General features: G+C 57.6%; 21 protein-coding genes. 12 read left to right on the forward strand and 9 right to left on the reverse strand.

The window, feature by feature from the left end; translation table 11 throughout:
* Window positions 1-34: 34 nt before the first annotated feature.
* A complete protein-coding gene (locus V7066_RS05550) occupies window positions 35-721 on the reverse strand; it encodes an alpha/beta hydrolase (protein ID WP_231635598.1) in 687 nt (228 codons plus the stop codon).
* Between the two features lie 447 nt (window positions 722-1,168).
* Here V7066_RS05550 and V7066_RS05555 point away from each other — a divergent pair, with 447 nt between their 5' ends.
* Window positions 1,169-1,618, forward strand: coding sequence for a LexA family protein (locus V7066_RS05555; RefSeq protein ID WP_054435604.1), 450 nt, complete (start codon window positions 1,169-1,171; stop codon window positions 1,616-1,618).
* Window positions 1,619-1,621: 3 nt separating this feature from the next.
* A complete protein-coding gene (locus V7066_RS05560; RefSeq protein ID WP_054435576.1) occupies window positions 1,622-2,884 on the forward strand; it encodes a Y-family DNA polymerase in 1,263 nt (420 codons plus the stop codon).
* 45 nt (window positions 2,885-2,929) lie between these two features.
* Here V7066_RS05560 and V7066_RS05565 read toward each other — a convergent pair whose 3' ends face one another.
* The 5 genes from V7066_RS05565 to V7066_RS05585 form a co-directional block, all read right to left on the reverse strand.
* Window positions 2,930-3,337: a hypothetical protein gene (locus V7066_RS05565; protein ID WP_054435578.1), complete on the reverse strand. Its 408-nt coding sequence runs from the start codon at window positions 3,335-3,337 to the stop codon at window positions 2,930-2,932.
* 262 nt (window positions 3,338-3,599) lie between these two features.
* On the reverse strand, window positions 3,600-3,968 hold the full coding sequence (locus tag V7066_RS05570) for a winged helix DNA-binding protein (RefSeq protein ID WP_054435580.1): 369 nt from the start codon (window positions 3,966-3,968) through the stop codon (window positions 3,600-3,602).
* Between the two features lie 84 nt (window positions 3,969-4,052).
* Window positions 4,053-4,487, reverse strand: coding sequence for a hypothetical protein (locus tag V7066_RS05575; RefSeq protein ID WP_054435581.1), 435 nt, complete (start codon window positions 4,485-4,487; stop codon window positions 4,053-4,055).
* A 44-nt stretch (window positions 4,488-4,531) separates the two neighbouring features.
* Window positions 4,532-4,879 (reverse strand): hypothetical protein, encoded by a 348-nt coding sequence (locus tag V7066_RS05580; protein ID WP_054435583.1) that lies wholly within the window; start codon window positions 4,877-4,879, stop codon window positions 4,532-4,534.
* 56 nt (window positions 4,880-4,935) lie between these two features.
* Window positions 4,936-5,505: a helix-turn-helix transcriptional regulator gene (locus tag V7066_RS05585; RefSeq protein WP_054435585.1), complete on the reverse strand. Its 570-nt coding sequence runs from the start codon at window positions 5,503-5,505 to the stop codon at window positions 4,936-4,938.
* Window positions 5,506-5,920: 415 nt separating this feature from the next.
* On the opposite strand from V7066_RS05585, the gene V7066_RS05590 reads away from it, so the two are divergent.
* From V7066_RS05590 to V7066_RS05635, 10 genes are all read left to right on the forward strand, one after another.
* Window positions 5,921-7,711: an ATP-binding cassette domain-containing protein gene (locus V7066_RS05590; RefSeq protein WP_165913360.1), complete on the forward strand. Its 1,791-nt coding sequence runs from the start codon at window positions 5,921-5,923 to the stop codon at window positions 7,709-7,711.
* Between the two features lie 53 nt (window positions 7,712-7,764).
* Window positions 7,765-7,989 carry a CopG family transcriptional regulator gene (locus V7066_RS05595; protein ID WP_054435590.1) on the forward strand — a complete coding sequence of 75 codons (225 nt, stop codon included), beginning with the start codon at window positions 7,765-7,767 and terminating at the stop codon, window positions 7,987-7,989.
* Complete coding sequence (locus V7066_RS05600; protein ID WP_054435592.1) at window positions 7,986-8,447, forward strand: TA system VapC family ribonuclease toxin; 462 nt, start codon at window positions 7,986-7,988, stop codon at window positions 8,445-8,447. Before V7066_RS05595 ends, V7066_RS05600 begins: the two co-directional genes overlap by 4 nt.
* The gene (locus tag V7066_RS05605; protein ID WP_334182230.1) at window positions 8,431-9,426 is read left to right on the forward strand and encodes a HEPN domain-containing protein; all 996 of its coding nucleotides are present in this window, start codon (window positions 8,431-8,433) and stop codon (window positions 9,424-9,426) included. Before V7066_RS05600 ends, V7066_RS05605 begins: the two co-directional genes overlap by 17 nt.
* Window positions 9,423-10,346: a HEPN domain-containing protein gene (locus V7066_RS05610; protein ID WP_132470126.1), complete on the forward strand. Its 924-nt coding sequence runs from the start codon at window positions 9,423-9,425 to the stop codon at window positions 10,344-10,346. The genes V7066_RS05605 and V7066_RS05610 overlap by 4 nt, the downstream gene beginning before the upstream one ends.
* A gap of 131 nt (window positions 10,347-10,477) precedes the next feature.
* Window positions 10,478-11,608, forward strand: coding sequence for a hypothetical protein (locus V7066_RS05615; RefSeq protein WP_132470124.1), 1,131 nt, complete (start codon window positions 10,478-10,480; stop codon window positions 11,606-11,608).
* Window positions 11,609-12,196: 588 nt separating this feature from the next.
* Window positions 12,197-12,733, forward strand: coding sequence for an RNA polymerase sigma factor (locus V7066_RS05620; RefSeq protein ID WP_165913359.1), 537 nt, complete (start codon window positions 12,197-12,199; stop codon window positions 12,731-12,733).
* On the forward strand, window positions 12,730-13,752 hold the full coding sequence (locus tag V7066_RS05625) for a FecR family protein (RefSeq protein WP_334182231.1): 1,023 nt from the start codon (window positions 12,730-12,732) through the stop codon (window positions 13,750-13,752). Before V7066_RS05620 ends, V7066_RS05625 begins: the two co-directional genes overlap by 4 nt.
* 86 nt (window positions 13,753-13,838) lie before the next feature.
* Window positions 13,839-16,391, forward strand: coding sequence for a TonB-dependent receptor plug domain-containing protein (locus tag V7066_RS05630; RefSeq protein ID WP_082370054.1), 2,553 nt, complete (start codon window positions 13,839-13,841; stop codon window positions 16,389-16,391).
* Complete coding sequence (locus V7066_RS05635) at window positions 16,391-18,427, forward strand: Atxe2 family lasso peptide isopeptidase (protein ID WP_334182232.1); 2,037 nt, start codon at window positions 16,391-16,393, stop codon at window positions 18,425-18,427. Before V7066_RS05630 ends, V7066_RS05635 begins: the two co-directional genes overlap by 1 nt.
* On the opposite strand, the gene V7066_RS05640 is transcribed toward V7066_RS05635, so the two are convergent.
* The 3 genes from V7066_RS05640 to V7066_RS05650 form a co-directional block, all read right to left on the reverse strand.
* The gene (locus V7066_RS05640) at window positions 18,385-20,058 is read right to left on the reverse strand and encodes an asparagine synthase-related protein (RefSeq protein WP_334182233.1); all 1,674 of its coding nucleotides are present in this window, start codon (window positions 20,056-20,058) and stop codon (window positions 18,385-18,387) included. The genes V7066_RS05635 and V7066_RS05640 overlap by 43 nt on opposite strands.
* Window positions 20,059-20,129: 71 nt before the next feature.
* Window positions 20,130-20,783 carry a lasso peptide biosynthesis B2 protein gene (locus V7066_RS05645; protein WP_082370052.1) on the reverse strand — a complete coding sequence of 218 codons (654 nt, stop codon included), beginning with the start codon at window positions 20,781-20,783 and terminating at the stop codon, window positions 20,130-20,132.
* A gap of 49 nt (window positions 20,784-20,832) precedes the next feature.
* A complete protein-coding gene (locus V7066_RS05650; protein WP_132470482.1) occupies window positions 20,833-20,976 on the reverse strand; it encodes a benenodin family lasso peptide in 144 nt (47 codons plus the stop codon).
* Window positions 20,977-21,077 lie beyond the last annotated feature (101 nt).

The raw sequence follows: 21,077 nt of genomic DNA on the forward strand, positions 1-21,077 counted from the left end.
AGCGGCTTGCGCCTTTTGGGCGCTCGCTATGATGTCACGCAAGCACGCGTCCTGCAAAGTCGATGGCGGCCTCAAGGCCGTCCGGAGATACCCAGTGCCCGACCTCCTGAGAGGCGTGCGTTTCGACCGGCACTTTCGCGGCCTTGAGCGAGGTCGAAGCCAATTCCATGGATTGGAACGGCACAACGTCGTCATCCGTCCCATGGATCAGCAGCACAGGCAGACGGTTCCCGATTTCCGTTTCGAGGCGATCGGGCGCGACCAGCATCCCGGAGATGCCGATGATCCCCGCCAAGGCAGTCGGCCGACGAAGGCCAACGTGAAGGGCCATCATTGTCCCTTGGCTGAAGCCTATGAGGAGCAGGCGCGAACTCTCGATCCCGGCAGCTTCCAACTCCGCAGATAGGAAAGCATCGAGATTGGGCGCTGCGGCATCTGCACCGGCTGTCCGCTCGGCCATCGAGAATGTTTCGATCGGCCACCACTGATGGGCGTCAGCCGTGAACGGAAGAAGGTCCGGGGCATTTGGGGCGACGAATGCAGCGCCGGGGAGTGAGGGTTGCATCGCTTTGCCAAGCGAGATGAGATCGTCGCCATTCGAGCCGTACCCATGGATGAGCACTACCAGCGCATCAGGTTTCGAACCGGACAGCGGTTCAAGGCGGGGGCCATCAAGTACCATGGGAACACTCTCGATAAGGATGCGGGGCTTCAGCGTCACGCGAAGCGCACCATTGGCCTAGCGGTACTCAGTCTACAGATCGGACAACGCTCGGCCGAACCGCGCGCCATCCCGAGCCGATCAGCTCCAATGGTACGGCGCAAGTATCGCAAAGTGCGAGATACCGATCGTCCTTGCTGCGTGCGAGCGACACCGGGGAGGGCTTATGACGCCCGATCAGGCAGAGCACCGACATGGGGGAAGGATACCTGGAACGAATCCGCTCGTCAGTGACTAGCTTATGCACAGGCTGTGGATAGTGAGGATAAGATCGGCGCCCTTGGTTGCCAGATAGCCGCTTCGCACCCTGCGGTAGCCGGAGACGAGATTTTCCAGGCAAAAAATACATCTGAAATACAATATGATATGCGGTTGTTCGCGCAAAATTGGGCACCGCGTGAACTTACAATGTTCCCATAATGTTCCGTGATGCTTTATGGGGACACTATGTCATCCGGGTTTGCCTTGCCTTGTTCGATTCCTTTGCCGCTTGAGGAGCTGCCCAACGAATGGCGCCTGCGCCTCGCTGGCATCGCCGGCGCAGGGTTTCCCTCGCCAGCGCAGGATTGGGAGGAATCGGCGATCAATCTCGTTGACTTGCTTCGACTGGATCGGGCAGCAAGCTTTGTCTTTCGGATCAGCGGTCAGTCCATGATCGATGCAGGACTATTCGATTCAGACGTTGTCGTCGTCGATCGCGATGCGAAACCTGTGAATGGGCGTATCGTTATCGCGGTGGTCGACGGCGGCTTCGTTGTGCGCCAGTTGTGCGTTCGCGGCGGCGTGCCGATGCTCGAGGCCCGCAACAGCCGCATGCACTATGACCCGGTCATTGCAGACGAGAGCGTGGAAGTGTGGGGCGTCGTGCGCGCCAGCGTACGCAATCTTCAGGGCTAGGCCATGAGCTGGGCCATCCTCGATATCGAGAACTTCTATTGCAGCGCGGAGCGTGTGTTCGATCCTTCGCTGCGCGGTGTTCCGCTGATCGTGCTCTCGAACGGCGACGGCTGTGCGATTGCGCGCTCGTCCGAGGCCAAGGCGCTGCACATCAAGATGGGAGCCCCGATGTTCAAGATCCGTGATGTTGTCCGCCGTCACGGCATCCAGTGCCGCTCGTCGTCCTACGAACTCTATGCGGACATGAATCGGCGCTTCAATGCGGTGATTGCCGAATTCACCGACACGGTCGAGATCTACTCGATCGACGAATCCTTCTTTCGCCTGCCGGTGCTGCCCGGCGGGCTCGGCGACGTCGAGATGGCGCACCGAGTCCGCGAGGCGGTCAAACGCTCGGTTGGACTTCCGACCCGGATCGGCCTGGGGCCTACCCGCACGTTGAGCAAAGTGGCCAATGGGCTCGCGAAAGCCTCCGAAAAAGTCTGGAACGGCGTTGTCGATCTGCACGATGAAGGATTGCGGCGGCGTCTTTTTGCGGCCTGGCCGATTGAGGAAGTCTGGGGAATCGGTGCTGCCATGGCGAGAAAGCTGAGGCCGCTGGGGGTCAAGACTACCGCGGACCTTGCGGCGCTGCCGCCCGAGGTGGCGCGCGATGTGGGGACGGTCGTGTTGGAGCGACTGGTTCGCGAACTCAACGGGATCGAATGTGCGGGCTTCGAACCAGAGCCTGCTGCACTCAAATCCACGGCGGTGACGCGAAATTTCGGAGAACCGGTGCGCGATATTGAGGCGCTTCGAGAGGCGATGGTCCGGCGCGCGGTGCGCGCAGCCGAAAAGATCAGAAACCAGAAATTGCAGGCGAGCCGTCTGATTGCTTTTGCGCACGGCAGCCGTTTCAAGCCGGACGCACCATCGGCCTCCCGCATGGCCCGGCTCTCCCCGGCCACCAATGACCCGCGCGTCATCGCCGGGATGGCTGGAAGGATCGCTGAAGCCATCTTCGAGCGCGGAGCAGTCTACACCAAGTGCGGCGTGATGCTTGAAGGGCTAGAGCAGGAGGCGAGGGGGCAACTCGACATGTTTTCCGTTCCCGATCCCAGATCACCGAAGCTCTTGGCCGCGCTGGATGCGATCAATGGAAAATTCGGACGGCAGACATTGCGGCTCGGATCCGAAGGAATGGGTGTCAAAGCCTATGATACCAAGCGTGCTCTGAAGAGCCCATCATGGACGACGCGGATTGATCAGGTGCCCATAGCCCGCTGATGCCGCGCCCGGTGCTCGGTCCGCCCGGGGATGGCCGCAACCAGATCAAACCTGATAGCGAATATTTCGGACCATGAGATCCATCACCTCGTCGATCGCCTGGCGTACCTCTTCCGTTAAAACCAGATTTCGCCTTCGGCAATCGAAAGCATCCGGCGTGCGGATCACAGCCCCCATTTTCTCAAGCCTGCTCGCGAGCCGGTGCGCACTGGGTTGGGACAACTCCCGGATGCAGATCGCCGATTGATAAACCGACCGCTCCTCCGAACCCGCGAGGTAGAGATCCAGAATGGCATCCCAGTAAGGGTCACTGCTGAGCACATTCCCGAGCAACTTGGTGGCGGTGTAGCGCATGCGCATGACGATCTGGCAAATTTCCGCCCTGTTCGATTGCTCGACATCGCTGCGGCAGCCGCAACCCGGTCCGGTGACCACGGAAAGGACGCTTCTCATCAAATGTGACGCCATGAATTCGTCTCCAATTATGAGTTCCGGCCTGGAGTCGTTGAGAGGCAGCAATCGGAGGGTTCAGGCCATTTTTCGGCAGACAAACCCGCCGCTGCCCCCCGAGGATGATAAGGAATGCATTGGATGTTGCAGGGCAGGGCCCGGAACGCGCACCAGGCGAGATTCGCGAGGCTATCTGAGGACTGGCGAAGCAATTTGCAGGCACCCAAGATGCCGCTTGCTGCATCCCTCGCACGGGCGGAAGAGGTCATTGCCCATCATAGGCCTCCATCAGTTCGAGTAGGATGTCGTCAACACGGACATGGAAACCGTGCTCAAGAGAAATGAAGACCCGTCGTCGATCTGTGGGGTCCGGGGTTCTTCGCAGATTTCCGCTGCCGACCAGATCGGCGATCGCCTTGAGCGTTGTGCTCCTGGGGTGCCCGGCGAGGTGAATTAGGTCGGTGATGACGACCGGCCGGTCTTCACTCGCCGCGATGTAAATCTCCAGGATGATGTACCACTGGATGAAGGACGTCGGCCGCCCTTCGATGAGCTTGCGACGAGAAATGTCGGCGGAAAGGAGCCGGCGAGCGAACGACGAGGTTCGCTCATCAGTGACGCGACGTAGCGACATTTTCGCGGGCTTGCGATTCCGCGCCGAACCAGAGCCGATAGATTCTCGGCGCCGGACAGAGCGGAAAGAAGCGCGACCCAAGTGCTACGGCGCGCGCGAATTCACCAAGGAGTGATGGTGAAGAGCCGTTGCCACGATGAGCTGTACTAGAATGAACCAGCTCCAGATTTGTTCGCTGATGGCAAAGGGAATGGCAATATGGGAGTGCCGGAGTACCGGACCGAAATGGGCGACGACCGTCAGTAGCTGCGCGGCGGTCATCCAGATTGGCCAGAAACGGTTGCTTGAAAACATGATGGCGCCGAATGCCCCCAGCATGGAAAAGTCGACGAGGAGCGTGCCAATCTCCCCATAGTGCCAGGGATCGGGAGCGCGGGTCTGGGCTAACGCGGACAAAATGGAGCCGACCAGGACGATGGCTGCTACAAGCCGCAGTGACTGGTCGCCCTTCCAGAATGCGAAAGCAGAGCTTCCCACAAGGAGTATCAAAAACGCTATGGGAACGACCATGCTCGGCATAGTTTCTCGATCTGTTGCGGGAAGCAAGCATGAAGCCGGTGCTTTCAGGCCGCGTGTTCGCGGACGACCTGCAGAGTTGCCGAAGACGGGCAGCCTGCGAGGCTCCCAAATCCCGTTTCAGGCAGCCTCAGGTCGTTCCTCGTTCCCGCAAGAGCTGCATGGGCTGCTATCATCGCACCGCGCGCGTCGGTAATCGATTGGAGAGATGCGACGAGTTGGACTATGGCCGCGTGCCCCGTCTCCATGGGCAGACCGGCGCTCAGCCTGGCCTGCGGGAGGTAAGCGAGGAGACCGGCGGTCTGCGAAAAGCTCTCGTCGAGACTGCTTTCGAGGGGCACGATCTTTTCGGCGACCGTGCGGGCGGCGGCCTGGAGGGCATGGGACTTGAGCATACAGGTTCTCCTCGCGCCGGTCAGGCACGTTGCAGGCGTTTCAACAAGCGGGTGGATCAAGGCAGGCGGATCACCCAGGATTCAGAGCCCACGAGGAGCTCTTGAAACCCAATCCCCAGAACGACGAGGGTCATCGCACAGACCATGAGGATGATCGCAACCGGGAACACCAGCGCCAGGCGGGTTTTCCAATTGAGATCGTTCTCTTGTCGTCCGGCTGTCGGGAATGGCCAGGGGAAACCACGTTTCCGGAGAGACGCCTCCTCGTCGATACCGCGGGGGGTATCGACAATTTCGGCGGGCTCCGAGTTATCGGTCTCGTAACCGTCACCCGACATGCCTACAGCCCCACTTGGCTCGGCCGCGGGCGGATTGACCATTGGAGAAAAACTGCTTGGAGTTTTTCTCCAATGGTCGAGGCTCTGTTCGTATTCGACCATCCAGAGCGCAGCTGCCTTGCTGCTCGACACCCCAACGATCTCCCGGCACTGCGCGAGCCTGTGGTTTACTGTCGACTCCGAAACCCCAAGGGTCTTGGCAATTTCCTTGATCTGCAGATGTGCATGCACAAGCCGAAGAGTGTCGCGTTGGGCGTCGCTGAGCTTGGAGTAACGAACTGCGGGCATCGCCGGTCACTATGCACAGACCGCCAAGGCACTGAAAGGGCAACTTATATTCAACGACTCGTTTACATTCTGATGACACCGGCCGCCGCTGCGGTGCCTCACGGGCGCGACCCCGCGGTGTAAAGGTGATGCCGCTCTGGCCGGGTGTCTCAGCGCTCACGCCGTTTCTCATTCAATTTTCGGTGCAAATTCCATCAACGCCACGAAGGCCGCGTACCCTAAAAGAGTGCGAAAATTCTTTTCGTTTTTCCGATGTGAACGTTTGCAGCGAGGCGATAGGCACGTCCTCTTTGCTGGTAGGCTCTAGCGGGTTTTTGGGCAGAATCTGTCCTTCTTGTCTTAGGTCGGCGTTGGAAACGATGTCACGCTGCTGCGCTGGACCTGGCATGTCGACATGCCTGGACGAGGAGATTCGGTGGCCGGCGAGAACCCCACGATAGCGATGACGAGGACTTTCAGGGCGCTGCTCGCAGAAATGATGGGCAGGGCGCTCCGTCTTCGGGCGTTCGTGATTTTGGGCCTTCTTCTGGAGACTCTGGGCCTGATCATGACCGTTGCCTATCCGGTCGCACTGAAGGACCTGATCGATTTGTTGGCAGGGAAGGGCGGAAGCGCTCTTGCATTGGTCTCAGCAATTGTTCTGGCGGCGGGTTGCTGGGCCGGCCCGAACCTCACAGGCGCATGCCGGCATTTTTGCACGACCCGCATCTGCGGGGTTCTCGCGAACGAATTTACGCGGCGGAGCGTGGCGAGCCAGCTTCCTCTCCTGGCGACAACGGCCAAGGGTGAAACGGGGGTGATACTGGGCGCCTTGGAAAGGATGCCGTTCAGTCTCCAGCTCATTGTGGATGGGCTGATGTGGCAGGTCCTACCCCTCACCGTGCAGTTGGTGGTCTCTCTGATCGTTCTGGCAGGCCTTGCGCCGACGGTCTATGCCTGGCTCACGACGGGTCTGCTTGGTCTGGTCCTGGCCTGCGCCTACTTTAATGCGCGTCGGTGGAAGAAACTGGCGGCTGGCATCAACGCCGCATCGGGTCGGATGTCTCACATCCAGACGGATGTAATCCGAAATGCGCGGAGGGTGGTGTTCAACGGCAATGTCGCGGGTGAACTGCGATGGATCGCCAGTGGGGGGCTTGAGAGGCGGCAGGCCGCGGAGGCGGGGGCGGTTTCCCTTATTCGCTTTTCGTTCGTGCAGAACGCGCTCCTGTGCGCCGGGGTGCTGTTCATCTTCTACCTCGGCGCGCTGGATATCCGCGCCGGCGTCATGACGGTGGGAACCTTCGTTCTAATCCAAAGCTATCTGTTCCGCCTGACGCAGCCTGCCGCCAGCTTCGTATTTCTGATCCTGGGCGCAGGCGTGGCGATGGAAAATATTGCGGCCGTTTTGGACATGGCGACGCCCATGCCAGCAGATAGCGATCGTGAGCATCATCGGCCTGCGGGGCCCGCACGGATAAGCATCGAGCGTTTGGGTTTCAGCTACGGCGCCGGTCTGCCGGAAATCGGCGAAATCGATTTGGAAATCGCCTCGGGGTCATTCGTTGCGATCGTTGGGCCCAGCGGGGCTGGTAAGTCGACGCTGGCCCAGTTGATTGCCGGGCTCAAATCGCCAGCGCGCGGTCGGGTAATGATAGGAGACGCGGATCTATCGTCGGTCGAGCCCGGTGAGCGCTCCCGCCATATCCTCTACGTCCCGCAGTTCATCAGCCTGTTCGATCGTCCGCTACGAGACAACCTTCTCTACCATCCCGCCGATCACGATGAGGCGGCCGCGTCTAGCCTGCTGTCGGAATGGCGCTTTGCGAGTGCGGGGCAGGCGATCGACCTGGACGCCATGGTAGGCGAAATGGGCGAGAAGCTTTCGGGCGGGCAGGTTCAGAAGGTCGAGTTTGCCCGCGTCTTCGGCGTAAAGGTGCCGGCCATCGTGTTCGATGAAAGCAGCTCATCCCTTGACCCGGTAAGCGAACAGCAGATCATAGACCGACTCCGACGCGAACTCCTGCCTGCGACCACCGTCCTGTTCGTTACACACCGGCAAACTGTGGCGCAGCACGCGGATAGCGTGATCTTCATGCGAGGAGGCAGGGTCGTGGGGCTAGGGCGTCACGTGGAACTGTTAAAGGCGAATAGCGAGTACCGGCGCCTCTGGTCGGGGATAGGTAAACGTAAGAAGCAGGACGATAATCTGGCTATATTGGGCTAGGCGGATCGATGCATCTTTGGTAGATGTGTGATGCTTGATGCAGCGAGACTCCGATGCGCACAACCTTGGCAATCGATGACGATGTACTGGCTGCCGCGCGCAAGATCGCGGATCAGCAGGGGCGCACGATCGGAGAGGTGATCTCTGAACTTGCGCGTCAGTCGATCAGGAGGCCGAGCGATCAAGATGAACGTAATGGCGTTCCGCTCCTGTCCACCAAGAGTGACGTCATCATCACGCTCGACATCGTGAACGCGCTGCGTGATGAGGCGTCATGACTTATCTGCCCGACGTGAATGTTCTGGTTGCACTTATCGATCCAGCACATGTCGGACATGAGGCCGCTCATGCCTGGTTCGCCGGGACAGGCCGGAGGAATTGGGCCACCTGTCCGCTCACCCAGAACGGCGTCATCCGGATCATCGGAAACCCGCGCTATCCCAACAGCGCCGGCTCGCCGGCAGAAGCTAGCGAGATCATGCGCCGCCTTTGTGCGCTTGATGGGCACCAGTTCTGGGGCGACACCGTCAACCTGCTCGAATGCGACTTCGTCGATACCGGTGAAATCCGCACGTCTGCACAGCTCACCGATACCTACCTTCTCGCGCTGGCGATGACGCATCAGGGCAAACTTGCCACATTCGATCGCAAGCTTTCGCTTCGACCGGTGCGAGGCGGACGCAAAGCGCTTCACCTGATTGATGGGGCTGGGGGAAGGGATGTCGGTGCGGTCTGATCTTGATCATTTGCCGGCGGACCGCCGCCGGGAAATAGCCGATTTAGTCTTGCCGGCCATTCTCTCGTCGTTCGAGGATGCCCACGGGCGTTCGGTGACAGGTTGGAAGAAGAAGGGCCGGATCCACAAGATCGTCCTCTACGGCAGCTTTGCGCGCGGAACATGGGTTTATGAGCCGCATACCAAGAAGGCCTACTCGTCGGATTACGACTTGCTTGTCATGGTGAACCGCAAGCAGGTGGTCGAGAACGTAGAGTACTGGTCCGCGCTCGACGAGAAGTTCATCGAGGCCCGCGCAAAAGGGCAATTGCTCAGCCTGCCATCGATCATCGTGCACACCCGGCAGGAGGTCCATAACGCGCTGGCGGAGGGCCGCTACTTCTTTCAAGATGTCATCAAGGACGGAATACTACTCTACGATGCGGATGATACTCCGTTCCCGAAGCCGCGGCCGAAGACTGCGGCGGACAAGCTAGGGTTGGCGAAGGAATACTACGCGGAGTGGTTTCCATCTGCAGGCGAATTTTATGACGCGTACGAGTTTGCGCTTCGCAAGGAACGACTTCCAAACGCTGCATTCCAACTCCACCAGAGCGTAGAGCATTTGTACAATGCCGCTCTCACCGTTCTGACATTCTACACGCCCCACAACCATAATATCCGTGCGTTGCGGGGGATGGTCGACAAACTCGACCGTCGGTTTGTTCATGTATGGCCCCGAGACTTTCGATGGCAGAACGCCGCTTTTAACGTGTTGCGCGACGCATATGTCAAAGCGCGTTACGCGAAGAGGGGATACAAGATCACGAAAGACCAGCTTGAATGGCTCGGAGGTATTGCCAGGGATCTCGCGGAGGTTGTGCAGGAAGTCTGTACCGGGCGCATTGCAGAGCTGCAAATAGAAGCTAACCTTGAAGGATCAGATCAAATCGAGCCCGGCTATCCGGCTCGAGCAATGTCATTGGAAGACCGGACATGAAATTTGGTATTGAGCATGTGCCTGTCACAGAACGACCGGAGCTCGAGCGTATTCTTGGGATGATCCTTGAAGAGTTCGAGGATGTCCTCTCGCTTGCGCAGCGCGAGTGGAAGAGCAAGGGCCAAATCACGAAGATTGTGCTTTATGGTAGTCACGCTCGGGGCGATTGGGTGGATGAACATCATACTCGGGTTGGCAAGCATTCTGACTGGGACCTCATCGTAATCGTCAACGACGAACGTTTGACGGATCGAGTGAAGTATTGGAAGAACGTCACCGATCGCCTCTTCATGGAGTACCGGTACACCCACCGGCTAAGGTCACCGGCCCACTACTTCGTGTACACGATGGACCAGATCAACGGATCCCTCGAGAGTGGACGTTACTTCTTCGTCGACTTTCTCCGAGACGGGATCGTCGTCCATCAGACCGACACTGCCGAGTTTACGACGCCCAAGAGTTTATCGCCGAAGCGGGCCTACGGCATGAGCCGTGACTATTTTGAAGACTGGTACGAGAGTGCGGTGGAGTTCTATGACGGCTATGTTTTTTCGCGGGACAAAGGCCGCCTCAAGAACGCAGCGTTCCAGCTGCATCAATGCGTGGAGCGACTGTACCATACCGTTCTTCTCGTTTTCACGCTCTACACGCCGCACAGCCACAACATCGTCGAGCTCCGCAGCGCGGCAGAGAAGCACGATCCCGTGCTCCAAGGAGCCTGGCCGCGGCTGGCCGAAGAAGAGATCGCGGCCTTTGAGAAGCTCCAGCAGGCTTATGTGAAGGCGCGTTACCCGCGCGACTATCAGATCCGGGAAGATCAACTCACCTGGCTGGGTGAGCGCACGGAGGCGCTGATCGGGCTGGTGGAAAGTACCTGCAGATCTAAGCTGGCCGATCTCGAAGCCAATCTGAAACCATAAGCTATCATTTATGATAGCGATTGCGCCTGAAAGCGGCGATCAACGCTTCGAAAATGGCCCTTTGGGGCGCTAATCTCTTTTCAGGGCTTGTAATATCTGGCCAACTGTCCCCTCAGCAAGAGGGGGATTCGATGCGAATTGCGGCCTTACTTATTGCACCGATGTTGCTGATGAGCGGTGTGGCACATGCCGACACGAGCGGAGAGGACTGGAAAGAAGGCTCGGAGCTTTACGCCAAATATTTTGGTCCATTTCGCTATCGGAAGAATGGGCCGTTCATTGTCGACTACCAGATCGGCAACCCAAAGAAGGCATTGTCAGCCTGCCGCCATTTCGCGGAAACGGGCTACAAACGTAGCGCCTATTCAGGTGCCTGCGAAATGTTCCTCTACCCGTCTGGGGCCAAGTTGCCTCAGGCTGCGGAGGCTAGAAGCATTTACGAGCGGCTGTTCGAAAGAGCCACGACGCAGCCTGGGCGTGTGGCGGTAGCCCTTACTCTCGATGTCGGTGCCGATTACGAGATTATGGTGGACCCAAGCCCTGAAGTGCTCAACGCGGTCTATCCTGAGCGGGGAGCGCGAGAAGCGAGGACCGTCGCGGAAGCTTATGCTCTACACAATCGGACGAGCCCTCAAAAGGTGCAGTGGCTCTACGACCATGGAGCGCGACTGTGTGAAAAGGATTGGGGGCCGCCCGAACGGAGGTTTTCGTGCCTGACGTTCTATTCCACGAACGACGATCAAGTTCCTCATTTCGACGAGACACTGGCTGTTCTCGAGCGCAATGGTTTCCGTCCTCGCTCGGGCTCAGAGGTCTATCACGCGATTGATGGCGCAAACCTGATTCGCGAGGGGCGAATGGATTCATACGACAGGTACTACGCATTGCTGGATGCACGAACCACCGCGCAGGTGGCGGCTCGACGTAAGGAAAATGAGGCGCAAATCGCTGCCGCAAAGTTGGAAAAGGCGCGCGCAGAGGGGTTGATCGCTCCCACAGACGCGGAGAACCTCGCTGCCGCCAAGCGATTTTCTGAGGTCGGCACTCCCGTTTGCAGAAAGCTGATGGTTGAGGGCAGGGCGTTCCGGTTCGCTGCCACGGTCGAAAAAGCAACTCGCACAAGACTACAACTGCGCGCCGGATCAATCAGATCCGACACGTCGGAATTCACTAATCTTCCATACCACGACACGCGAATTTCGCCGGGAGTGGTGTTTTGGGACGACGCGGGCTCTTGGTCCGATTGCCGACTTGATTCCTGAGAAGCGCTGCTCGAAAATACGGTGAACATCAACCGATATGTACCCGCCCGCCAGCATCTCGCCCCCTGGCAACAGAAAATCGGAGTTCCGTCGGGGGAATGTGCTTGAAACACGCCGCAGGATGGGGAGGGCAGGATCCATGGCCCTGCAGATGAGCACCCGCCTCGTGAAAAGGATCGCCGCGTTCAAGCCCTCGGGTGCTATTGTGTAACCGGCGCTGGGCGAGAGGCGCATTTCCGCCGTCGCATCAGCGCATTCCAAGGCCAATAGGGGCGACCTCGTGAAGATGGACGCAGGTGCCCGTATCGAGCCGAGGGTTGGTACATTGCAATTTCATGGCGGTTCGGTCATTATCTCTACCGGATCGGTAGAGCTGGCGCTCGATCCGTGGAATAACCTCGCCAGGCATGCACGCCAGTCGCAATGCTGACAGGCGGCCGCACCGGACCAGGGCTTCACCCTAACGGCGGCATCACCTCGTGAACCGTGAGACCGGCAATTGCTGGGCGTTCGGTGTTGCCGCTTCTGGTTTTGCATGTTCGAAAACGTTTTTGTACACGACGTGACACGTTATCACGGTGTTTCGCCGTGAGCGGGGGTTCCGGGAAAGCACCCGCTTCGTCCAGCATCGAATTTGCCATAGAGAAATTGTTCCGAGACGAACGACGGGGCATTCTGCGATACCTATCGAAGCGCGTGGATGGGCAGGATGATGCCCAGGATGTGCTGCAAGAGGCTTTTATGCGCTTGGTGTTGGCTAAACCGGCGGCGCTGAATGAGCGTCCGGAGGCTTACTTGCAAAGGGTCGTCCAGAATGTCGTCATTGATAGGTTCAGGCGTTCGAGGAACCAACCGGTAACAGGACCCCTATGGGACGACGACGATGTCGCGATAAGCGTTGCGCCTCAGCAAGGCTGGGCACTTGAGGCGGAGGACGCGATGGAAAAGTATCGCCGTGTCTTGGGAGACTTACCACCTCGCACTCGCGAGATTTTTGAACTGAATCGTGTAGACGCGCTCACTTACCATGAGATCGCTGCCCGCTACGGCGTAACGGTTAAGGCGATCGAATATCATATGAGCAAGGCCCTTCAACACCTACATCAGGCCTTTTACGGCGAATGACACAGATACATGCTACCGATCGAGAACGCGCTCGTGCGGAGGCTGCGGATTGGTGTGTCCGCGTAAATGGTCGTGGCGACCAGTCTGTCGATCTGGAATTCGAGCGCTGGTTGGCGCTGACTCCCCTGAACCGTCAACTTTTCAGCGAAATGAGCGAGCTCCATCGCTTCGGCGCGACACTCCGATCAGAAATGATGGAAACCCCGGCTATCGAGAGGCGGCAGCATCAACAGTTCCGAGGCAGACTGATGAGGGCTGGAATCGGAGTGCTCCTTATCGGGGGGCTGACTATTGCCGGTGCGGCCGTGATCATTACGGCCTCCCGACAGGTGCCCGAGGTTCTTCAAAGCAAGCGTGACACAGGCATCATCTCGCTTGCTGCGGCTTCGCAGAGTCGCACGTTCCATCTCAACGACGGTTCGACCGTTATCGTGGATGCAGATAGCCGGGTAACGGTGCGGCTCGACGAGAGCAGCCGTCAGCTTAGGCTTGAGAAAGGGCGGGCGAGATTCGAAGTCACTCACGATGGAAGGCCGTTTACTGTTAGAGCTGGGAGAGGCAGCGTTCGGGCATTGGGTACGAAATTTGATGTGAGCATTCTGAATGATCAGTCTGTGCGAGTGGATTTGCTGCGCGGCTCCGTCGAGGTCAAAACGTCTTACAGATCGGGCAAAAGTCGGACCGATCAGCATGAGCGGTTGGCGGCAGGCGAAAGCGTGGAATTCGATGCCGACGGCGTCATGCAGAGTGTTGTGGTTCCTAGAAGTGTGGCATCACGCCTCTGGCCTGAGGGTCTCGTGACGTACAATGGAAAAGAGCTGGGAGCAGTACTTGAGGAAGCCAATCGATACGGTGAAGCAGGGTTCAAGCTAACGACTGGGGATGGCGCAACTTCGCGCCGCCCGGTTTATGGAACCTTGAAAATCGACGACCCTCAACAGCTTGCGCGAGTACTAGCCCGCAGTCTCGACCTAGAAGTCGTCGAGACAAGTACCGGGATCAGTCTTTCGCAAAAATAAAATTGCAGTTGTGTTTAGGGTAACTCCCATCAACATCAGTTGATGCTTGGTGAACCCGCAGACGGGTCGCAACCAAGGGGGTCTTCATGAGCGTTATTCGCCGCGGAGTGGCAGGCACTGTGCTTGCCGCGAGCGTGATCTGCTGTCCATCGATTGCAATGGCTGATGAAGGCGGTGGCCAGAAAGTCAGATACGACTTTCCCCCACAATCTCTCTCGGACGCTTTGCTCAAGGTCGGTGAGGCAACCAAGCGGCAGATCATCTTCCCTGGGGAGGTGATGGCGCGATTGAAGGCCCCCGAAGTTCATGGCCTTTATTCGGCAGACGAAGTGGTCAGGCTGTTGCTGGCGGGGACCAGGTTCAAGGTCGAGTTTTCAAGAGAGGCCATCTACATTTCGGGGCGATCTGAAGCGGCGCCCACGCCGCTAACTGAGAACGACGTTACTAGTGACATCACGGTCACCGGGTCGCGCATCAGGGGCGCGATAACCTCCTCGCCAGTATTCAGATACGAAACCAAACAGCTTCGAGACGAGGGTGTCACCGATATGCGCTCGCTGGCGGCCGTCATTCCGCAAAACTTTACGGGCGGTCAGAACCCTGGAGTGGGGACCGGAGGCGAGGGTAGAGGCAACTCCAACGGCAATTCCTCGACATCGCTCAATTTGAGAGGTTTAGGTTCGGACGCAACGTTGACGCTGATGAACGGGCATAGGCTCGCTTACAATCAAAACAGCAATTCTGTCGACTTTTCGAGCATCCCTTTCGCAGCAGTCGCGCGCGTAGAGGTGATGCCAGATGGAGCATCGGCGATTTATGGATCGGACGCGGTCGGCGGCGTCGCCAACATCATCCTCAAAGATTCGTTCGAGGGTCTCTGGGCCAACGCCATCATCGGTGCCGCTACCGAAGGTGGATATATCACGCAGAGCTACAACGCCGTGACGGGTCAGAACTGGGGCTCGGGCGGTCTCATGATTACAGGGAACTATGACAGGAGCACAGGAATTCTCGCGGGCGAAAGGCCCTTCACCTCAACGGTGAACCCGGCGATCTCGCTTTTCCCCTTGTTGAAAGCGTTCGGATTCGTAGCGGTAGCTCATCAAGATTTGTCGCAGAAGCTCACCTTGTCTGTCGATGCGCTGTACTCCGAGCGCGATGCGTACAACCAGTACGCCTACACATTGACCGGACCTGTCACACAATCTGGGTTGTATCGGCATTCTTCAAACTGGAGCCTGAATGTCGCGCCCAAACTGAACTATACTGCGGGTGAATGGAATCTCTTCATCCAGGGCGTTTATGGCAAGACTGGCGTAACGACAGTCAGCCGATTGTACCCAAGCGGGTCAAGCACTGTGCGCATGAAGAATGACACCATCGGCGTGGAAGTCGGGGCCGAAGGCAGGCTGCTTGCTCTGCCTGCGGGCTTTATTCGTGCCGCAGTTGGCGGCGGATATCGGAAAGACAGTCTTCACTCGCAGAGTGCTGCGCGCAAGGTTGGCGGCGACCAGGAAAGCCATTTCGCTTATGGGGAGCTCGGCGTACCGATTGTCGGCCCAGCCATGTCAATTCCCGGTGTTTATCGGCTGAATTTTGACGCAGCTCTGCGGTATGAGGATTACAGGGGCGTCGGAAGCGTAGTGACCCCTAAGCTGGGTGTGAACTGGTCGCCGACGCCGGATTTTGATTTGAAGGGAAGCTGGGGGCGTTCATTCAAGGCGCCGACGCTATATCAGCGCCTGGTATTTCCCGAGCTCACTCTCTTTCCAGGAGATCTATGGGGCGAGCGGAGCGCGCCTGCGGGTCAAACGATCCTTCAGATCGATGGCGGCAACGCTGATCTGAAACCGGAACGGGCGTCAAACCTTTCGGCGACGGTCGTACTGCATCCTCGAAGTCTGACAGGCTTCAGTGTGAGTGCCACCTACTTCAAGGTCAATTACCGCGATCGGATTGCCATGCCCGCGGTCGCTGTCTCTCGGATGCTCACGGATCCGGTTTATGCGGGCTTTGTGTCTCTCAATCCCACATCGGCAGGAATCGAGCAGTTACTATCACAAGCGCCTGCAGGCATTCTGGACGTGACGGGCACAGGCCAGCCATTTGACCCAGCCTCTGTCTTCGCAATTGTAGACTACCGCTACACAAACGTGTCTCGCGATCGAGCAGAAGGCGTTGATGTTTCCGGAAGCTATTCGCTCGATTTCACACCCCACTCCAAGGTAACGTTACAGGTGTCGGCCACGTATCTGAGTTCGCAGCGGGTGGTGGTTGACGGCCTAGCTGCTGTCGAGATGGCTGGAACGATCTATTATCCGCCTCATGTCCGCGTTCGCGGTGGGGTTAGCATTGATCGAGGACCCCTCTCCGTCAATGCAATCGTCAATCATATCGGCGGCGTGAAAGATAATCGTCTCGCCGCCCAGGTCAATGTGGATGGAATGACCACGTTCGACCTGACACTCAAGCGCAGGTTCGGGGACGACCGTAGCGTCGAAGCGCAGATTTCTGCGGCGAACCTATTCAACGCGAGACCGGATCACATTCGCGCAACGGGCATAAACCTGCCCTACGATTCGGCGAACTATTCGCCGATCGGTCGCTACATCAGCTTCTCCATCACGAAGGCCATGTAATGATCATGGGCTTGCTGACAGCTCTAGCTGGCGCGCATCTTGTTCATCCAAATCCCTCGGCTTGTGCGGTTTCGGCAAGCCAGCGCATTATCGCTTCGGCGCGGGAAACCGTTTCGGCAATGGATCTGATGCAACTGCGCGACATAGGTAGTTTGTCCGACGACAGCGCGCCTTTTGCGGTTTCGCCGGACGGAGTGCGCGTGGCCGTCGCGGTGCGCGAAGCTGTGGCCGAAGCGAATAGCTATTGCACGCGTATCCTGGTTATCGACCTGCGTTCTCGAACGTCACATGAGGTTACCGCAATAGAAGGGGGGGTAATCCTCGAGAGAGGAGATCTCGCCGGAAAACTGGCCGATTTCGGGTCGGGTGTGATGCGGGCGCTCATTCCGCAGTGGTCGCCGGACGGAAAGAGCCTCGCTTACCTCGAGAAGCGGGATGGGATCGATCAGGTCATGATCGTACCTGCTGACGGTAGCGAGAAACGTAGGCAATTGACCAATTCGGAGGTCGACGTGCTGCAGTTCCAATGGGGGAACGATGCGTCGCAATTGGAATATGTCGCGCGATCGGAAGCCTCGCGCGAAAAGGTTGCCCTCGAAGCCGAGGGGCGACGCGGTTTTCACTACGATGACCGATGGGTCCCGATGTGGAAATTCCAACCGTTCACGCCTGTAACTCAGAAGCATCGGTTTTCCGTGAACGCCACCACAGGGGCGGTACACGAGGTCCCCTTCCGCGAAATCGATCTCGATACAGCGCAGCGTGCCTTTGGCCCAGGGAAGTCAGAAACTGTCATTCGTCTCCAAGATCCCGAGTTTGTAAACAGCCTTAAGGAAATCCAGTCCCGAAGTGCGACGGCCGAGGCACTCTGCAGGAGTGATGCTTGCGCTACCGCGGAAAAGGTCTGGATGAGGCCGGAAGATCGTCGCATCCTGTTCCTTCGAAAGGCTGGGTGGAGTGATAGTTTAACCCAGATCGTTCGATGGGATCCGGTAAGCGGCAGGAGCCGCGTCGTTGTTGCAACCGAAGATAATATCGGCGGATGCAGGGCGGCCCGGGATCAGTTGCTTTGCGCAATCGATGGCACCCTGCAACCACGGCGCCTCGAGTCAATCGATTATGACACCGGCAGGCGCTCGGTTCTGCTGGATCCCAACCCGGAATGGGTCAAGAAACAAAAAGGGAAAGTCAGAAACCTTCGGTGGCGTAATTCGCTCGGTCTCGAGTGCTTTGCGAAGCTCATTCTGCCAAAAGCAAATCGCGCAAGTGATCGCAAGCTCCCCCTCATCATTGTTGGATATCAGAACCGTGGTTTCGCCCGCGGCGGCAGCGGAGATTTTTTCCCAATACTGCCCTTTGTCGGGGAAGGGTATGCCGTGCTCTACTACCAGCTCCCGTATCCCATCGGCTTCAAGGATCCCATGAAGGACTGGTCAGAAGCCGGACGTCGAGGGCTGGATAATTGGGCCGACTACCAAAGTTTCCAATCTGCGATCGAGATCATCCTGAGCAAGCTGGATGATGAGGGCGTAATTGATCGCGACCGTGTCGGCATCACGGGCTTCAGCGCCGGGACGGCGCGGGCCATGTTCACGTTGTCTCAGGGACGAAACTATAGGGCGGCATCCTTCATCGGGTGCTGTGGCGGGCCGATCAGCCGCGACTTGTTTATGGGGCCGTTGATGGCAGCTTCCTATCGCGAAATGGGTTATCCAAGCCTGCGGGATGACCTCTCAAAACAGCCTAATGACTACGATCTTGCTCCCAATGTGGGGCGGGTAGAGACTCCAATTCTTGTTCAGTCCGGCGACCGGGAATTTCTTGCTGGATTACAGAGCTTTGATGCGTTCCGCCAGAATGGCAAGACATTCGATCTGTACGTATATCCAGACGAGTTCCATATTTTCTGGCAACCCATTCACCGGCTAGCCGCATACGCGAGAAATTTGGCGTGGTTTGATCAAAATCTGCTCGGAAAGCAGAACGAGTGGGCTCATGAATTTTTGACCGGGAATGATTCGGTGGACCAACATTGAAGCCAAATTTCGGTATCCACGAGTTCCAGTAAGGTGAGATAATCGCTGTCTTTCCGGGGGAAGGGCCTGCCGGCGTATTCCTTGATGGCGTCCACATCGAGTATTCCGTGTGCTGCCAATTCACCTCGAAGCAGAAGGTCGATAAGCTGCGGTGCGTGGTGCTCGAAAAACTTGGCGTGTATCTCGCACGGCGTACCTTTCGTCGACCGTTTAGCAATGTCTCGTGGTAGCACTTCGCAGGCCGACCTTGCGATCGACCGATCGATGCCTCCGTAAATCCAAAGCCATGTCGGAATGGCAAGGCAGGCTTCGACGATGGGGGGCAAGAGCAGGGGCGAGAGCATTGCGATATTACTTGCACGCGGCATTTGCTCAAGATGGTTGTAGGCGCGGAGTATGGCGGCGATATGAGCGGATTTGCCGCGGCAGGCGTCGGTCGGCGCAACCAACCATGGATGAACCTCTCTTGGTTGAGAAAGCATGAGCGGATCTGTGCGAAGGAACAGGGAGCGCTTGGGCCACGAGAACGGTCTCCCAAGGCGTCGTCTGCGCCATTCGTTTCGTACAGCGTGCCGTAGGATCTGGAAGTACGATGCACCAGTAACACCTTCTAGAGCATTTAGGCATAGCCGAAGGTCCCGTACGGACGGATTATTTGCCAGCAGGTCAAGGAGTGGCAAAGAGGAGTTCAGGAAGCAGAATACGCTGTCTCCGCCATAGCCTGTGAGAATGACATCGTGGCAGCCCGACAGGCTCTCCGACCGAAACAATTCCATGCTTGAGTTGGCCATGAAACGCTGGGTGGGGCGCGGGAGGTGTGGTTGGGAGCCGATGTAACTCTCGATGCTAGGCGCAGCAAAGGGAACCTCATTCAGAGGATAATCACATCCTTTCGTTACGATGCGGGCAAAGCAGCGTTCATCGCCGGACGGAGAGGTGGTGAACAGATTGACACAATGGGCTTTCGCTGCGGCGCGGTGGAGTTCGGTTGCTACGATCGATGAGTCGAGGCCGCCTGATACGGTAACAATTGGATGTTTGAACCAATCGGCGAGAGCTTCGTGCACCTCGCGGAATGCTGCTCGCAGGAGTTCGACTGCATCCAATTCACTTCTGCATGGATTCGGACCGCAGAAGGTCCACGGACTCCAAGCTGAGCAAATGCTTACAGCATTCGCCTCGATGATTGCTGTCTCTCCGGGGAGCAATTCGCAGATGCCGGTTACCGCTGTGCGACCGCTAAAATGACCGGGGAAGTAAAGTAGGTTGGTCAGTTCGTCCCAATCGATCGTGAATGAGGTTCCCGGAACGTTGCGAAGTAGATTTGCGTCGGAAGCAAAAACCCAGGTGCTACCAATGCAGGCGTAATAGCAGGGGATCTGTCCGGAAGGGTCTCTCGTAACGGAAACGCCTTCGTGAGCGCCCGAGGCGATGGCGATATACGCGCCCCAGACGGATTGCAGAAGCTGCTTGCTGGATTTGACGCTTATGTCGTTGCGCGCGGATCGCCTGTGGCGATGAGGCCCCAATATATGGAAGGGCCCCAGGATCTGATGGCTCTTTGCAAGTCCCCCAGAAACGTAGATCGCGAGGTTCTCCGTTTCAATGGTGGTTTCAAGGCCAGCTGCCAAAAGGCTGCTGCTGAGGGCAAATCGGTGTTGTACGTCGGGTCCGATGACTATTGCGTACCGGCCTTGCATGATCACACGGCCAAGATCGGCGTGAAATCTTTCACGAAATTTGGATCGTCAATAAGGAGGATATTGCCGAACTGAACCCAGGCGTGTGCATTGAATGGGTTGGTCTGGACACCAAGCACCATTTTCGCTGATAGCCCATTGCGAAGGCACTCTCGAACAATCGCGATCGAAAGCGGCAAGCACTGGTCATGTCGGCCAAATAGACCGGAAATACCTTGGAAGCCGGATGCGACCCGATGCAGGGCTTCGACCGAACCATTGCCACTGCAACGTTCTTTGGAGCGCTCAATTCCGGATAAGACACGCCAAAGGGGACGGAACTTGAGTTCAACCCGTGAGCGCTGCCTACCCAAGATTGCGTGCACCACGAAGTTTGCGGTAGGTCTCGTTTCCTGTAGAGTCAGGACCTCGAGGTCATCGTTGCAGGGTGGGCGGTCCGGCCTTTTGACATTGCCCTCTACCACTATTCCGCATTCGACATAGATACGCAGTTCATCTTGGTCTGACGAACTCAGTTTGGTCTGCGCGAGCATTCGACGAAAGCAGGCTCGTTTAGCAGGAGGGACTGCGAAGTAGCGATTGGCTCGGATGTCCAAGAGGATGATATCATCTCCGACATAAGCATATCGTACGGTGGATTGGAGGCTGAGCGTCATCGCTTTGTACCGGTTGGGGCGCGCAAAAATTTGCGCGCCCCGTGCGGTTTCAATCGTCGCTGAGGCCGGCGATATTGTAGCGCAGCCCGGTCTCGACGTCCGGAAGCTGGACGCCGCCCTGGCCCTTGGTTTCAGCGGTGACTGCACCGAGGTCGGTGAGATGTTCGTCACGCTGTTCGATTTCACGGGTCATAACATTCTCCTTTCCAATGTCGCTGAATCGCGACTTGGAGAATGTGTTTCAGAACCAATTTATATCAAAATCATTATGGGACAGATGTTGGCCGATGTCCC

Source organism: Novosphingobium sp. (assembly GCF_036820275.1).
In the GTDB taxonomy this organism is placed as follows: domain Bacteria; phylum Pseudomonadota; class Alphaproteobacteria; order Sphingomonadales; family Sphingomonadaceae; genus Novosphingobium.